The following is a 15,080-nucleotide window of genomic DNA, read 5'->3' on the forward strand; positions in this document are numbered from 1 at the left end:
GGGACGGGTGCCGTGGATCTTTTAAAGCTCAAGGCCATAGGCCTTATAAAGGAATGGCTCCATAAGAAGGCCGCCGAGGTCAACCAGGCATCGGTCATGAAGACCGTATACCAGGAGGTTGACATAACAGCGGGCTACTTCCTCGTACTCACCATTGCGAACCTCATCGCCCTTACTGGCCTCATCACGAACAACACGGCCGTCATAATCGGCGCCATGCTCATTTCCCCCCTAATGGGGCCGATACTCAGCAGCGGCTTCGCTTTCATAACCGGCAACGAGGCCATCGGCAGGAAGGCCTTCTCGACTATCGTTAAGAGTGTTGCCGCTACAATCGCGGTAGCCGCTTTTGCCACCTGGCTTTCTCCCCTGAACGAGGTCACGCAGGAGATACTCGCGAGGACGCGGCCCAACCTCTACGACCTTGTAGTCGCCTTCCTTGCGGGCCTCGTCGGAGCAATAGCCATCTGCACTAAAAGGAACTACATAACCATAGTGCCGGGCGTAGCCATAGCGACCGCGGTAATCCCGCCCTTGAGCGTCGCCGGGTTCGGGCTCGGGAGCGCCAACTTCTCCATCGCGCTCGGCGGCTTTTTCCTCTTTTTCACGAACTTCGTGGCCATTATCATAAGCACCTGCATCGTCTTTTTCGTATACGGCTTCAGGCCCGGAGTGCTCGCCGAAATAGACGTCTACCAGCTCAAGAAGAGGATAGCCGCGCTCGGCGCGATACTCTTCGTGATCTCGATACCGCTCCTTTACACCCTTCACGTCTCGCTTTCGGAGATAAGGCTCAGGAGCGGCATAAGTGCGGCCCTCAAGCGCGCATTCGACACTGAAAAGGTATCATACCTCTCCACCTTCGATTACAGGGAACTGGATGACGCGCTCAGGGTAAGGGCCGCGATAAACACGACCAAATACCTGGAGGAGGGCCAGATAGCCGAGGCCGAGAAGTCCATTGAGGCGGCGCTCGGCAGGGATATAATACTGGATATCGAGCAGGTCCTCATGCAAGCCGGAGGGCTAAAGCCCGTGGTCCCGGCCTCCATTGCGGGGCTCACCCAGCCCAAGCCCGACCCGAAAAAGGAGATGGAGGCAGCCTCGCTCGCGCTGGGCAATGCCGTAAATTCGGCGGAAAGGATACTGAGCCCCTACAGGGTATCTGAGTTCTATCTCGGGCGGAAGCACGGCAGCGGGGCTTTACAGGTCTTCATGAAGGTCAGGCGCGATTCGCCCTTCACCCCGGATGAGGCGCTGTGGCTCGAAAAGCTGGTATCCGAGGCGCTCGGCGCGCCCGTGGCGCTGACGATCGAGACGCAACCCCTCCTCGACCCCATAACCCTCCCCGACGAGAAGTCGTTCGCATCGGACGGTTTAAATAGCGCGCTCAGGACCGTAAGCGAGATACTCTCGCGCCAACCCCGGCTCATGGTCAGGATAGAGGCCCGCCAGTCCTCGACGGACAGCTCCAAGACAAGAAAGAAGCTGGCACTCCAGAGGGCCGAGAAGGTCAAGGCCGTACTGGTCGAGAAACACGGGATACCCGCAGGCAATATCGTAATCACTGCCGCGCCAGGCAAATCGGCCGCGCCTCTGGTCAGCATAAAGGTCGTAAGCGGCGATTGACACCTGCCCCATAGACAATCAGGCTACCTTGTTCCTTGCCTCGCCTTTCTCAAACGCCGCGATATTCTCGATAGTGGTGTCGAGGATTCTCTGGACTGCCTCTTTGGTATTGAAGGCGCTGTGCGGGGTAATGAGGACGTTACGGAGGCGAAGGAGTATGTGCCCGGCGAGGAGTACGTCGAGCGGCTTTTTCTGGGCTATTGACCGGAGGAGCTCCGCCTCCTCCCTGATGGTAGGCTCCTCAGGCAGGACGTCCAGCCCGACGGCAGCCACCTTGCCGCTGGTGATGGCCCTTAAGAGGGCCTGTATGTCTATGAGTATGCCCCTTGCAGTATTTATTATGACCACGCCCTCCTTCATCATCGCGAACTCCCTGTCCGAAAGGAAATGATAGGTCTCCGGTATCGCCGGTATGTGGAGCGTTATGACATCGGATTTCCGAAGGGCCTCTTCGAGCGAGACGTACTTGAAACCGATCCTCCTGGCAAGGTCTTCCCTGGGATGGAGGTCGAAGGCAAGAACCTCCATGTGGAAGCCCTTGGCTATGTCTATCACGTACCTTCCTATGCTCCCGGTGCCGAGTACACCTATGGTCTTTCCCTTGAGATCGAACCCCCGGAGCCCCTGCTGTGAGAAGTCCCCCCTCCGCGTCCTCTCCACCGCGTCGACGAGGTTGTGGCTTATCGCAAGCAGAAGCCCAAAGACGTGCTCCGCGACCGTGTTGTCGCCATATGTGGGTACGTTCGATACGCTTATGCCTCTTTCAGCGCAATAGGCCGTGTCTATATGGTCGTATCCTGTCGAGCGCGTGGCTATGTGCCGGAGGTTCCTGAACCGGCTCAAGGTCTTCCTGTCGAGCTCGGACCAGATAAAAGTGGATATGACCTCGAAGTCGGTATACGGGCCCGCGTTCTCATCCGTAAGCGGCTCGTTCGTAAACCTTATGTCATGGCCCGAGTCCAGACGCTCGAAAGACGGCCTTTCCCATTCCTCGACCTCGAAGACGGCGAGCTTCATTTTAAGCCCTCCCGTTTTCCGGCATAGTTGATTCTTTTCCCGGGGAGCCGATATGTCAAGTGGGGCTATATGCAGGGTAATACGGGATTGAAACTGCCGGGGAAAACCGGACTGGCGGGTGTCAGAGCAATACGGTTAAATCAGTTCAGGCGGGCTTCTCTATCCCAAGCTCCTTTATCCTCCTCCAGAGCGTTGTCCTGCTCATCTTGAGCTTCCGGGCGCTCTCGTTGAACCTCCATCCGGTCTCGCCAAGTGCCTTTAGTATCACCTCGCGCTCGAGCGCCTTCATGGGCTCGTCGGTGCTCATGGCTTTTTCAACGAGCCCCCTTGCATGGAGGTCTTTCGGCAGGTGCTCGGGGTTTATGGTGTTGCCCTGGCATCTCACGAACGCGTGCTCGATTATGTGCTCGAGCTCGCGGATGTTCCCCGGATAGCCGTACTCCATCAATAATTCCATGGCGGCCGGGGATACGTGGCGGACTTCCATCCCCATCTCACGGTTGAATTTCCCGATGAAGTACTTTACGAGGAGAGGTATGTCGTCCTTCCGCTCCCGAAGGGCCGGGAGCCTCACGGGCACGACCTTCAGCCTGTAGAAGAGGTCCTCCCTGAACTCGCCTTTTTCAACGAGGGCCTTCAAATCCTTGTTGGTCGCTGTGACCACCCGCACGTCTACCTTGATGGTCTTGGTGCCACCCACCCTCTCGAATTCCCCTTCCTGAAGGACCCGAAGGAGCTTCACCTGCGTGTGCGGGGTTATGTCGCCGACCTCGTCGAGGAAGATGGTGCCGCCGTCCGCAAGCTCGAAACGGCCGGGCTTGTCGGCTATGGCGCCAGTGAAGGCCCCCTTAACATGGCCGAATAGCTCGCTTTCTAGAATCCCCTCTGAAAGGGCCGCGCAATTTACCTTCACGAAAGGCCCGGCGCACCTGGGGGAGTTGTGGTGGATGGCGTTCGCTATAAGCTCCTTCCCTGTGCCGGTCTCGCCTTCTATTAGGACCGTCGCCCTCGTCGGCGCGACCTCTTTCAAGAGCTCGAATACCTCGTGCATCCGGTAGTTCTTGCCGATTATGTTCTCGAAGGAGTATTTACCCTTTATTTCGTCCCGGAGCTCTTTAATAAGCGAGGTGTCCCTGAATATCTCGAGGCCGCCTATTATCTTCCCGTCCTCGTCCTTCAAGAGCGCCGTATTTATGCTTAGAGTGACTTTTCTATCGCCCCTTCCGAGCGTCACCTCGTAGTTGTAAAGGTGCTCGCCCGACTTTATGGTCCTGTTTATAACGCAGTCGAAGGCGCAGCTCGTGTGCCCTATCATGCCGCTGCATTTGCCGCCCCTTGAGAAATCCTTAAGCCCGACCTTCCCGAATATCTCCCTAGCGGCCCTGTTTATGAAGAGTATCTCGTGGTTGAGTCCTATGACGACCACGCCGTCGGCGATGCTATTAAGGATGGCATCGCTATTGAGCTCTATGTACTTGTGGACGGCATCATTATTGCCGGCAAGCCTTAATTTTTCGCTCTCCATTCCTTTTCTCCTGAATGGATTATACGATTTCAGTGCAGAGGGTTCAATTGATTTGTTTCAATAAGGAAACGTCGTAAAGATTTGAAACAGAAAGAAAAAATCCCTGCCAGGCTTACCGGTATTGCCTGGCAGGGTTGGAAGGATTTGGCGGGAAATGTGCGGAATTTGAAGGGATATCCCGGTTCGGTATACTCTTTTTTAGCGGACTATTTGGCGCGTTACCTGAGCGCTATTGTCATTGCTATTCCCATCAATATCGTGAAGCCAATAATATCGGCTATGTATGCTTTCTTCATTTCGCCCTCCTTTCAGGACCCGAGGCAAAAACTCCGCCTGAAAACCGTTAAAAAAGCCCCCTGCCTACACGCTCAAATGAGAGTAGCGTGATCGCGATAAGCCCGAGGGCAAAGGCTAAATAATCAAGGGCGAGGTATCCGGTTCTCATCTAATGCTCCTTTTCAGGGAGTTCGTTACGTTGAGTTTATTATACAAAATCCGTGCCAAATCGCTGTGCCACAGATAACACTGCGGAATTATTGCTTTTTTTTAATGACCGAAAAAAGACACTAAATGCTTAACGTGTTTCATAAATGGCACCTCAGCAAACGTGGCAATATTTTAAATAATAAAATCAACCACTTAAGAATACGTTCCACTATGAAACATATTTTAATTTTGAAACATCAAATGCTTCTACCGGAATAAAATACCCCTTGGCAGGTATTTTTGACAAATAATATGTCAGTAGTGGACTGGACCGAACTGGTTTCTGGAGAAATGATTGAGAGCAGAGGAAACCGCTTACACTGGCATGGGCAAAAAAAACGGGGCGGCAATCATATGCCGCCCCGATGGATAGTTCGGATATTTTAGAGGCCTATACGTTCGCCTCGTCCTTTTTTGCAGCCTCGATAAGCTCAGAGACGAACATATTCACATCGGTCGAGTGCATTGCGCAGGCCATCGAAATGGGCTCGCCACCGAAAGCCGGGCAGGTAAAGCAGCCAGTGCCGAAGTGTTTCGAGAAGACCTCTTTGGTCGAAGGCCATCTCGTTGTGACCTCTCCTGTGGTCATATGGCCGGTTATCTCTGGCATGTAGTCCTCCTTATTATATTAATCTTCGAGATTATGTTATTTGATTTTCTTTGGTAATTATATGATTTCCGTCATGAAAAGACAAGCGCTACCGGGGGACGACCTTAAGAGCCCCCATCTCCTCATCCCATTCAGCCACGCTCCCCATCTCACCGCAGAGATTCTTCATCTTCGCCGCTATAAGCTCTGCCCTTGGCGAAGCTGCCATATGCGCGCTGAACTCGTCAATGACAGTGGGCCGGAGTTCAATAGACCTGACCCTCCCGTCAAAATCAGTCGTGAATATGAAAGATTCGTCATTCCGTTCGGCCTCGTCCACGGCGTAGTCGTCTATGAAGTTCCCCGAGCTGTAGATGAGCGCGCCGCCGTGATGGAACTCGATGCCCTGGAAGACATGGCAGGAATGGCCGAATACCAGATGGGCGCCGATCTCAAGGAGCTTCCTGCCGAAAGGCCTGTGGTTCGGGCGCGGCCTGTAGCCCCAGTTCGGCCCCCAGTGGGCCGAGACGACGAGGAAGTCGGCCTTCTTCCTAGCGTCCCTGACCCTTTCGAAGAGCGCCTCTGCCCGGCTGTCGTCAACATCCACCGGGACGTAATATACACCGGGGCTCTCGGGCCCTGCTTCCCATTCGGGCTCGTTGTCGGTGAACGCCATGAGCGCGCACCATTTTCCATTTACCTCGAAAAACGCGGGTGAAGCGGCCTCTTCCAGATTTCTTCCCGCGCCTGCGCGCTTTATGCCTGCCGCATCCAGCGCATCGAGCATGTCAACGAGCGCTCCGAAACCGTAGTCCAGCGAATGGTTGTTGGCTATGGAGACCGCGTCTATCCCGGCGGCCCGCAAAACGCTTATATTTTTTGAATCGGTCCTGAAATGGAAGGCTTTGTGGGTGATCGACCAGGGCTCGCCCCTGTCCGATATCACGCATTCGAGGTTAATTATGCGGGCGTCCGAGCCCTTGAAGACCGGGAGCGTGTCGCCCCATGGGTATTCCGGCCTTCTCCTTCCGAGCTCCCGGTTAACGAGTCGCCCGAGCATCACATCGCCCACGAAAAGGACCTTCATGGCGTCCCTCCGCGACCGCATTTCAGCTCAAGCGGTCTCTTAGAGTTTCATCCGCAGGGACGAGGATGTCAAGGAGCCATCAGGCCTCCGCAGCGCTCTTTTTCCACGGGAGCCTTACGGTCTTGAGGAATGCCGGGATTTTCAAGTCGTCGAAGACGGAGTAGGCGACCGGCACGACGACGAGCGTAACTACAAGCGAGAGCATCTGCCCGCCGACTATGACCACCGCCATCGAGGCCCTGGCAGCGGAGCCGTCGCCCTTGCCGAGGGTGACAGGCAGCATGGCGGCCACTATCGAGAGTGTGGTCATGAGGATGGGACGGAGCCTTACCTTGTTGGCCTGCATCTGAGCCTCGAACTTGCCCATGCCGCGCGCCCGGAGGGTATTTGTATAATCGACCTGCAGAATGCCGTTCTTCTTGACAACGCCTATGAGGATGAACATGCCCATGACGCTATAGATGTTTATGGTGTTGCCGGAGATTATGAGGCTCAGAATGCCGAAGGGTATGGCGAGGAATATCGACGACATTATGCTCACCGGGTGCGTAAAGCTCTCGAACTGGGCCGCGAGCACCATGTAGATAAAAATAATGCTCAGGACGAAGGCTATCATGAAGTTCTTGAAGGCCTCTGCCATGAGCTTACCCATGCCGAGGAAGGTGGTCGCGTACTCCGGGGACATATTCATCTCCCTCACTACGCGGTTGGAGTCGTCGACCGCCTCGCCGAGCGGCTTGCCGTGGAGGTTGGATACGATCGTTATCTGCCTTCCCAGGGCGTAACGGTCTATCTGTCCGGGACTTGAGCCGGGCCTCAGTTCGGCGATGTTGTCGAGGTTCACCAGCATGCCCCCCGAGCCGGGGACGGTAAGGGAGTAAATAGAGCCAGCGTCCTTTCTCTTGTCCCCGGCTATCCGGAGCCTCACGTTATACTGCTCGTCCTTCTCCCTGAAAAGCGAGACCTTCTCGCCGCCGACCATGGTCCGGAGGCTCGTAGCCACGGCCTCGACGCTCACGCCCAGGTCCGAGGCCTTCTGCCTGTCTATGTGCACCTGCAGTTCCGGGTGCTTGAGCGCCTGCCCTGTGTCCGTGTCCACAAAGCCCGGTATGGCCTTCAAGCGGCTTATTATCTCCCCCGAGTATTCGTCGAGCTTATCGAGCTCCGGGCCCCTGAGGACCATATTGAAGGGCGTTGCCCTGAAACCGCCGCCTGAGACGAGGTTTATGTTCTGGACGCTCACCCTGAGTCCCTCCATGTCGCCAAGCGAGCGCCTTGCCTCCTGCATTAGCTCCTTCTGGTTCCGCTCCCTCTCATCAAGGGGCTTAAGGCCGACATAGATGGAAGAGTCGGTTACGTTCGTCCGGTACTGCCCGCGGACTCCGATGGTGGTGAACGTATGCTCGACCTCGGGTATCGACCGTATCCTCTCCTCGACCCCGGCGAGTATCTCGGAGCTCCTGTCAAGCGACGAGCCGGGCGGTGTCTCGACTATGACCTCGAATTCGCTCATGTCGTCCTCTGCGAGAAACTCGAAATTGGAAAGCTTGGAGAGAGGCACAACCGACACGAGTATTGCGAGGGCCGTAACCATGACCACGGCCCTGTGCCGGAGGCACCAGGCGAGGAGCTTTAGATAGGCCCCCTCCATCATGGAATATAGTTTCGAGTCCCTCGATGCGGCCTTGCCCTCGCTGACCTTCAAGAACCTCGATGAGAGCATTGGGGTCAGGGACATTGCCACAAGGAGCGATATCATGATTGCGAAGGCGGCGGTCAAGCCGAAGCTCTTCCAGAAGAGCCCCACTGTCCCCTGCATGAACGCTATGGGGAGGAATATGACGACAAGCGAAAGGGTCGTAGCCATGACTGGCAGGACTATCTCACGCGTACCTTCTATCGCGGCCTGAAGGGGCGGCTTACCTTCCTCCTCCATGTGCCTGAATATGTTCTCAAGCACGATTATGGCATCGTCTATTACGATGCCCGTGCAGACGGTCAGGGCTAAGAGGGTCATGTTGTTGAGCGTGAACCCGAAATACTTCATTATCGTGAACGTTGAAATTAGCGAGGCCGGAATGGCTATGGCGGCGATGAGCGCGGCCCGCCAGTTGCGGATGAATATAAGTATGATGACGCTCGCCAGCAGCCCGCCGAGCACTAGGTGCTCCTCGACCTGGCTTATGGCCTTCTTTATGAACCTGGACTGGTCTATGACGACCTGCATCTGGATATCGGCGGGCAGGGCCGTCTCGATCTCCTGTATCTTCTCCTTTACCCTGTCTATGACCTCGACGGTATTGGTCCCGGACTGCTTCCGTATGAGGAGCGATACCGCGCTCTTGCCGTCGAGCCGGGAAATAGTCCTCGGCTCCTCCTCGGTGTCGAGAACGCGCGCGATGTCCTTTACGCGGACCGGGGCCCCCTTCCGGTCAGCGACGATGAGGCCCTCGAAATCGCGTACCGACTCTATGCGCCCCATTGTCCGGAGGCCCTGCTCCGTTGACTCCCATGTGAGCCTTCCGCCCGGCACCTCCACGTTCTGCCGCCTTATGGCCGCGCCTACCTCGGCTATGGAGAGTCCGTAGGCCGTGAGCCTGTCCGGGTCAACGACGATCTGTATCTCACGGCTCCTGTCGCCGACCAGCGTTATGGCGCCGACGTTCTTTACGGCCTCGAGCTGGCGCTTTATCTTCTTATCGGCTATCTCGGTGACCTCCCTGGCGGAGCGCTGCCCTGAGACGACTATCGAGATTATGGGGGCCGAATCCGGGTCGAATTTCTCTATTACCGGCTGCTCGGTCCCGGGCGGGAGCTGCGAGAGCATCCCTGAGACCCTGTCCCTCACCTCGTTCGCCGCGATGTCGATGTTCTTCTCTAAAATGAATGTGGCGAAGACCTGCGATTGCCCTTCTATCGTGGTCGAGCGGAGCTCGTCCATGCCGTTTATCGTGTTTACGGCTTCCTCGATGGGCTTGGTTATCTGGCTCTCTATCTCCTCGGGGCTTGCGCCTTCGAGCCTGGTCGTAACGGTAACCGTCGGGAGCTCGACCTTGGGGAAGAGATCGAGCCCGAGGTCGCGGTACGAGGCAAGCCCCATGACCACCAGGCTCAATATGAGCATGGTGGCGAAGACCGGCCTTCTTATGCAAATCTCGTATAAACGCATCTTCTTAATCCTCTACCTTGACCTTCGCGCCGTCGAAGAGGCCCGCCAGGTTCGATGTGGCGACCTTGCGGCCCGGAGCGATATCCTGCCCGATTATCTCCACCATCCCGCCGTCCTTCGCCCCGATGGTAACGGCCCTCTCCCTGACGGTGCCGTCCTCCTCGACCAGGAAGACCTTGTTTATGCCGATAAAGGAGTAGACCGCCACCTCTGGCGCGAAAGCCACGCCGGATTCCCTGTTGGTCGCAATGACGCCCTTCGCGAAAAAGCCGGGCTTGAGCTCGCCTCCGGTATTGGGGACCGATGCCTCGACCTCCAGTGTGCGGGTCTTTGAATCGACAGACGGGCTCACTCTCGTTATCTTCCCGTCAAAGGCCCTGTCCCTGTATGCCTCGACGGTTATCCTCACCGCCTGGCCCGGCCTCACCATCGGGACGCTCGTCTCCGATACCGTGCCCCTGAATTTGAGGGTAGCTGTCGAGACTATCGTAAAGGTCTCGGCCTTGTCGTTTATGTACTCACCTTCGGATATGGCCCGTTTTGCGACCTCCCCGTCCATCTGCGACCTTATGGCCGTATCGGCAAGCCTCTTCTCCGCTAGCCTGAGCCTTGCGGAGGCCTCCTCCGAGGCGGCCTCTGCCTGATGGAACTGGGCGGCAGCCACCTCAAGACGCGTCTTCATATCGTCATACTGGGAGGCGGAAACCATTTCCCTCTTGAAGAGCTCATCGTACCTGCCGTGATTGGTCCTGGCCTCATCGAGCCTTGCCTGCTCGCGAAGAAGCGCCTTTAAACTCGTCTGGTGGGCCGCCCTGGCCTGGTCGAGGAGAAGGGCGGACTCGGTCCGGTCAAGGACGGCCAGTATATCGCCTTTTTTGACCCTGTCGCCAAGGTCCGCCTTTATCTCGACGACCTTACCCGGCGACTCGGCTGATACGACTGTCTCGTCCCACCCGGATAGGGTGCCGGTAGTCTCGACCTTTCTTTCGACTGTCCGGGCTTCTATGGTGCCGACGCTTATCTTTATGGCCGCGGCTTCCTTTTGCGGTCCGTTCCGGGCCTGCCCTTGCGGGGCCTCCTTGCCGGAGCAGCCCTGCAAGGAAAAGACCGCAACTGCCGCTGTAATGACAAAGAATCTTAAACGGAAACTCATAATGGAAATCCCCCGAAAAAATTTATGGGCAGGCCCGGAGCCTCCCCGGATTATCTCTGGCGCTCCTCGACAAGGGTGCCCGTCAGATACTGCAAGTCCATCTTCGCGAGCTCAAGGTCGTAGACGGCGTTTGCGAGGGCGCTCTGGGCGGTTACGAGCGTGTTCTCGGAGTCGATGACGTCGAGTGTAGTCGCGACCCCGAACCTGAACTGCTCGAAGACCATCTTGTAGTCCTCCTCGGCAAAGGCGAGCTGCCGCCTGAACGACTCCGTAAGGGCCTCGATGGCCTTTATGTTATTGAGCGCCTCCGTTATCTGGACCTGGATATCACGCCGTAGTCCGAGCCTCCTCAATTCCGCCTCGCGTAGCCGGCTTCGCGCCTCTGAAAGCTCGGCCTTCCGTAGAAAGCCCTCGAAGAGCGGATAGGTGAGACGCAAGGTGGCGGATGCGCTATCCTCCTGGAAGAAGGTGGTCGCAGGCTCCTGCTCACGCCAGAGGAGGAGCCCCTCTAGCCTCAGGGACGGCTTGAAGCCAGCGCGCGCTATGGTGATGCCCTCGCCGGCCGCCCTCTCTTCGAGGAGCCTCTGCGAGTAATCGGTCCTTTCATCGAGCGCCGTCTCGACGAGCGCGGAAGCGCTCCGCTCCTCCGTGGGGAGACGCTCAGGCTCGAGCACTTTCAAGGAAACGCCTTCTAGGCCCGTGACCCGCCTGAGGAGCGCCAACGCGTTAAGAAGGCCGTTCCTCGACCTGATAAGCTCGGCCTCGGCCCCTGCCCTCTCCGCCTCGGCCCGGAGGACGGCCGACCTCGTGACGTCCCCGACCCTGAGCCGCGCCTCCGCGACCTCCAGTCTCTCCTCGGCTCGCCTCAATGCCGCGGACTTGATCTCCACGTCCCTCTCAGCCTTGAGCACGCCGTAGTAGTGGTAGGATGTCTCGCGGACTATGTCTTCTCTTGCCCCTTCGACCCCCTCGACCCTGCTCCGTATCTGTAGCCTTGCCTGCCTCCGTGTCGCCCATTCCCTGCCGCCGGAGTAAAGCGGCTGCGTAAGCCTGAGTTCGGCGGAGGTGCTTTCCCTCGGCTGTATGATGAAGCTGTCAGTGCCCTTCTCCTCGGTGTACCTCGTGTAGCTCCCCTCAGCCGTGATGTTCGGGAGTATCCTGGAAGTTGCCTTCCGGAGGTCGGCCCTGGCCTGCTCCACACCCTCGCCGGCTATGGCGACACGCTCGTGGTTCTCAATTGCGAGCTTCCGTGCCTCCTCAAGGGTCAGTGTCCTTTCATCGGCCTTTGCGCCGCCTGCGGCGGCAAGAAAGAAAACTGCCAGGACTAACAGGGCCGCGGATAAGCGGCCCGGACCTCCCGGGTTATCGCCAAAAGCCATTGGCTACCTCCTCTTCATGCCGTTCAGAAATATGTCCACGAAGGTCTCAACGACCTTCCGCTCCGGTCTCGAAAAGAAGCTTTTAGCGCCATACAGCTCCTGCGCTATGCTGTAATGCTCGACCATGCCGATGAAGGCCCTTGCCGCGAGCGCGGGGTCGACCTTCCTCATGCCGCCCTTCTTTATGAGCGACTGTATGTGCGATTCGAGGAAGCCCAGGAACTCAAGGCCACGCGTATTTATGAAAAGCTCGGAAAGGGACTGCTGCTCGAGCGCACTGTACATGAGGAGGCGCAGGAACGAGGAGTCGCGCCTGTGCTCCTCAAGGAGAAAAGAGGCTATTATGACGAATACGTCTTTTCCTTCCTTCCCCTTGAGCATGGAAAGAAGGCGAGGCTCCCCTCCAGGGTTCGAGCACCTCGAGTCTATTATCGCCTTGTAGAGGTCCTCTTTCCTTGAGAAGTGCTTGTAGATTACCGCCTCGCTTATGCCGGCCTTTCTGGCTATCTCGCGGGTGGTCGCGCCCTTGAAGCCCTCCCTGGCGAAGAGGTCGGTTGCCACGCGGACGATCTGTGCCTTCCGCTCCTCCCCGCTCATCCTCTGGCGCGGAGGCGCCGGCCTTTGCTTCTGCCCGGATAATGTGTTCATTCTGCGGAACCCCTCAGGTAAGTGAGTGCTTACTATACTCCGGGCACGGGACGTTGTCAAGGGGCGCCGCAAAAAAATCCGAGAAGACGGTTGACACCTGCAACTAAGTTGCATTACACTCAATCACATGCAAAGGGATCTGGACCGCATACTATCGGAAATTGCAGGCCGGGGGTTCAGGCTCACACGCGTAAGGAAGGCCATCGTAGAGATATTCCTTAAGCGGGGCCTGCCACTTTCCGCGTCCGACATAATAGGCGCCCTCCTGTCTAAGGATAAGGATACGGCCGCAAACAAGACGACCGTTTACAGGGAACTCGCCTTTCTCGAGGAGCACGGCATCATAAAGGAGATACGGTTCCTGCACGAGAGGGTGAAGAGGTACGAGCTTGCGGGCGGCGAGCACCACCATCACCTGATTTGCGTGAAGTGCCGGAAAGTGGAGGACATAGTGCTTGAGGGGGACCTGGAAGAGGAGGAGCGGCGGATACTCGAATCGACCGGGTTCACGGTGCTTAATCACTCCCTCGAATTCGTCGGCTTATGCCAGGGGTGCAGGTGAAGACATGCTAAGGAACATAATCTTTTTTACTGTAATATTAGTCATCGCGGCGATCGGGGCCTTTTTACTGCACTTGAGGCGCGAATCCCCCATCGAGGACGACGGCAGGATAAGGGCCGCGGCGAGCATCTATCCCCTCGCCCACTTCCTTGAGAAGACCGGCGGAGAAAGGGTAACGGTCCACACCATCACACCCGCGGGCGTGGATGCTCACGATTTCGAGCCGACGCCCAGGGATATAAGGACTGCGATGGACTCGGCCGTCTTCGTCTACATGGGAGGCGGATTCGATTCATGGGCCGAAAGGATCGCCCCCTCCGTAAGTGATTCCGGGGCCATGACAGTCGAAATAGCCGAGCGCTTCAAGATGGAAACTGAAACCGGCCATGAGGACGGCCACGAAGGGCACGACCATGAGGAAAATGATGGACACGACCACGGCCCTTTTGACCCGCATGTCTGGCTCGACCCGGTCCTGGCCACCCGTCTCGTGGAGATCATGAAGGAGAGCCTGACGGCAGTTGACCATGAAAACGGGCCGTACTACGGCGCCCAGGCCGCCGCGTACACTGATAGGCTTCTGGAGCTCGACAAGGAATTCAAGGCAGGGCTTAAGGACTGCGCCCTACGGGAGATAGTGGTATCGCACGATGCATACGGCTATCTTGGAGAGAGGTATAATCTGGATATCATCCCGGCAACAGGGGTATTTTCAGGCGAAGAGCCCTCACCGAGGCGCATAGCCGTTATTTCGAGGGCCATGAAGGACAGGGGCATCAGGCACGTCTTCACCGAGCCCTTCGGAAGCCCCCGGATCGCCGAGGCCATAGCGAGGGAGACCGGGGCCGGTATACTCGTCCTTAACCCCGTGGAGGGGCTTACCAGGGAGGAGGACATGGCCGGGGCCGACTACCTATCCATAATGAGAGAGAACCTCAAGAACCTTAGGGAAGCCCTCGACTGCAAATGACAAAAAGGAACTGCATAGAGGTCAGGGAAGTATCCATGAGCTTTAACGGCACGACCGTCCTCGAAAACATCACCTTCAGCGTCGAGGAAGGCGAGTACCTGGGCATAATCGGGCCGAACGGCGGCGGGAAGACGACCCTTTTCAAGATAATATTGGGGCTACTGAGGCCGACAGGCGGCGAGGTCCGCATCTACGAGGAGCCGGTCCAGAGGTTCACGAACCGGCATCTCATAGGATATGTTCCGCAGCGCGCCATCTCGGAGATATACTTCCCGGCAACCGTCGAGGAGATCGTCCGTAGCGGCAGGACCGCCCGCCTGGGGCTTCTGAAATGGCTTTCCAGGGAGGACAGGAAGGCCGTTGAAAAAGCCATGGAGATAACGGACGTGACCGCGTTCAGGGGCAAGCTGATCGGGCATCTCTCGGGCGGCGAGCGCCAGAGGGTCTTCATTGCACGGGCCCTTGCGAGCGAACCCAGGATACTGATACTCGATGAGCCCGACGTGGGCGTGGACGTGACTTCGCAGGAGAAGTTCTATTCCTTTATAGAAGACCTGAACGCGAAGTTCGGGATAACGGTTCTACTTATATCCCACGACATAGATGTCGTGGCCCATCAGGTGAAATCGGTCCTCTGCCTCAATAAGAGGCTCGTCTGCCACGGCTCGCCCAAGAAGTTCATAAGCGAGGAATACATGCAGGAGCTTTATGGGAAGAAGGTCAAGTTCATACTGCACGGCCATTAGCAGGCTGCTGAAAAAGCCCAATCTGCCGTGTCGCCTTCATAATTCATCATTGCGGCGTACAAACGAAGTACGCCTCATTCCACATTTTTCGACTCCTTGCATCTTGAGCTTTTTGAGCAG

12 protein-coding genes are annotated in these 15,080 nt (G+C 57.0%); 4 read left to right on the forward strand and 8 right to left on the reverse strand.

Annotated elements, in window-relative coordinates; all coding sequences use genetic code 11:
• Positions 1-12: 12 nt before the first annotated feature.
• A complete protein-coding gene (locus K8I01_01580; protein MBZ0219113.1) occupies positions 13-1,629 on the forward strand; it encodes a DUF389 domain-containing protein in 1,617 nt (538 codons plus the stop codon).
• Positions 1,630-1,647: 18 nt separating this feature from the next.
• Here the strand turns inward: K8I01_01580 and K8I01_01585 are convergent, their stop codons facing one another.
• The 8 genes from K8I01_01585 to K8I01_01620 form a co-directional block, all read right to left on the reverse strand.
• On the reverse strand, positions 1,648-2,646 hold the full coding sequence (locus tag K8I01_01585) for a hydroxyacid dehydrogenase (GenBank protein ID MBZ0219114.1): 999 nt from the start codon (positions 2,644-2,646) through the stop codon (positions 1,648-1,650).
• 145 nt (positions 2,647-2,791) lie between these two features.
• On the reverse strand, positions 2,792-4,171 hold the full coding sequence (locus tag K8I01_01590) for a sigma 54-interacting transcriptional regulator (protein ID MBZ0219115.1): 1,380 nt from the start codon (positions 4,169-4,171) through the stop codon (positions 2,792-2,794).
• An 877-nt stretch (positions 4,172-5,048) separates the two neighbouring features.
• On the reverse strand, positions 5,049-5,267 hold the full coding sequence (locus tag K8I01_01595) for a DUF1858 domain-containing protein (GenBank protein MBZ0219116.1): 219 nt from the start codon (positions 5,265-5,267) through the stop codon (positions 5,049-5,051).
• 88 nt (positions 5,268-5,355) lie between these two features.
• A complete protein-coding gene (locus tag K8I01_01600) occupies positions 5,356-6,333 on the reverse strand; it encodes a CapA family protein (GenBank protein MBZ0219117.1) in 978 nt (325 codons plus the stop codon).
• A gap of 79 nt (positions 6,334-6,412) precedes the next feature.
• Complete coding sequence (locus K8I01_01605; protein MBZ0219118.1) at positions 6,413-9,502, reverse strand: efflux RND transporter permease subunit; 3,090 nt, start codon at positions 9,500-9,502, stop codon at positions 6,413-6,415.
• A 4-nt stretch (positions 9,503-9,506) separates the two neighbouring features.
• On the reverse strand, positions 9,507-10,655 hold the full coding sequence (locus K8I01_01610; GenBank protein MBZ0219119.1) for an efflux RND transporter periplasmic adaptor subunit: 1,149 nt from the start codon (positions 10,653-10,655) through the stop codon (positions 9,507-9,509).
• Positions 10,656-10,705: 50 nt separating this feature from the next.
• Positions 10,706-12,034 carry a TolC family protein gene (locus K8I01_01615; GenBank protein ID MBZ0219120.1) on the reverse strand — a complete coding sequence of 443 codons (1,329 nt, stop codon included), beginning with the start codon at positions 12,032-12,034 and terminating at the stop codon, positions 10,706-10,708.
• A 3-nt stretch (positions 12,035-12,037) separates the two neighbouring features.
• Positions 12,038-12,682, reverse strand: a complete 645-nt coding sequence (locus K8I01_01620) for a TetR/AcrR family transcriptional regulator (protein MBZ0219121.1) — start codon at positions 12,680-12,682, stop codon at positions 12,038-12,040.
• Between the two features lie 127 nt (positions 12,683-12,809).
• Between K8I01_01620 and K8I01_01625 the strand changes: the two genes are divergently transcribed.
• Genes K8I01_01625 through K8I01_01635 form a run of 3 tightly spaced genes read left to right on the forward strand, consistent with a single transcriptional unit; the run spans position 12,810 to position 14,960 of the window.
• Entirely contained in the window at positions 12,810-13,244 is a 435-nt protein-coding gene (locus K8I01_01625; GenBank protein ID MBZ0219122.1) for a transcriptional repressor, read from the forward strand.
• A 4-nt stretch (positions 13,245-13,248) separates the two neighbouring features.
• On the forward strand, positions 13,249-14,214 hold the full coding sequence (locus K8I01_01630; GenBank protein MBZ0219123.1) for a zinc ABC transporter substrate-binding protein: 966 nt from the start codon (positions 13,249-13,251) through the stop codon (positions 14,212-14,214).
• 35 nt (positions 14,215-14,249) lie between these two features.
• A complete protein-coding gene (locus tag K8I01_01635) occupies positions 14,250-14,960 on the forward strand; it encodes a metal ABC transporter ATP-binding protein (protein MBZ0219124.1) in 711 nt (236 codons plus the stop codon).
• The last annotated feature ends 120 nt before the right edge of the window (positions 14,961-15,080 follow it).

It is taken from the genome of Deltaproteobacteria bacterium, from assembly GCA_019912665.1.
Classification (GTDB): Bacteria; Desulfobacterota; GWC2-55-46; order GWC2-55-46; family GWC2-55-46; genus UBA5799.

What these genes read in the sequence shown, in the direction of transcription:
- K8I01_01585 (MBZ0219114.1), bottom strand. Translation starts at nt 2,646, where the DNA reads ATGAAGCTCGCCGTCTTCGAGGTCGAGGAATGGGAAAGGCCGTCTTTC.
- K8I01_01590 (MBZ0219115.1), bottom strand. Translation starts at nt 4,171, where the DNA reads ATGGAGAGCGAAAAATTAAGGCTTGCCGGCAATAATGATGCCGTCCAC.
- K8I01_01595 (MBZ0219116.1), bottom strand. Translation starts at nt 5,267, where the DNA reads ATGCCAGAGATAACCGGCCATATGACCACAGGAGAGGTCACAACGAGA.
- K8I01_01600 (MBZ0219117.1), bottom strand. Translation starts at nt 6,333, where the DNA reads ATGAAGGTCCTTTTCGTGGGCGATGTGATGCTCGGGCGACTCGTTAAC.
- K8I01_01605 (MBZ0219118.1), bottom strand. Translation starts at nt 9,502, where the DNA reads ATGCGTTTATACGAGATTTGCATAAGAAGGCCGGTCTTCGCCACCATG.
- K8I01_01610 (MBZ0219119.1), bottom strand. Translation starts at nt 10,655, where the DNA reads ATGAGTTTCCGTTTAAGATTCTTTGTCATTACAGCGGCAGTTGCGGTC.
- K8I01_01615 (MBZ0219120.1), bottom strand. Translation starts at nt 12,034, where the DNA reads ATGGCTTTTGGCGATAACCCGGGAGGTCCGGGCCGCTTATCCGCGGCC.
- K8I01_01620 (MBZ0219121.1), bottom strand. Translation starts at nt 12,682, where the DNA reads ATGAACACATTATCCGGGCAGAAGCAAAGGCCGGCGCCTCCGCGCCAG.
- K8I01_01625 (MBZ0219122.1), top strand. Translation starts at nt 12,810, where the DNA reads ATGCAAAGGGATCTGGACCGCATACTATCGGAAATTGCAGGCCGGGGG.
- K8I01_01630 (MBZ0219123.1), top strand. Translation starts at nt 13,249, where the DNA reads ATGCTAAGGAACATAATCTTTTTTACTGTAATATTAGTCATCGCGGCG.
- K8I01_01635 (MBZ0219124.1), top strand. Translation starts at nt 14,250, where the DNA reads ATGAGCTTTAACGGCACGACCGTCCTCGAAAACATCACCTTCAGCGTC.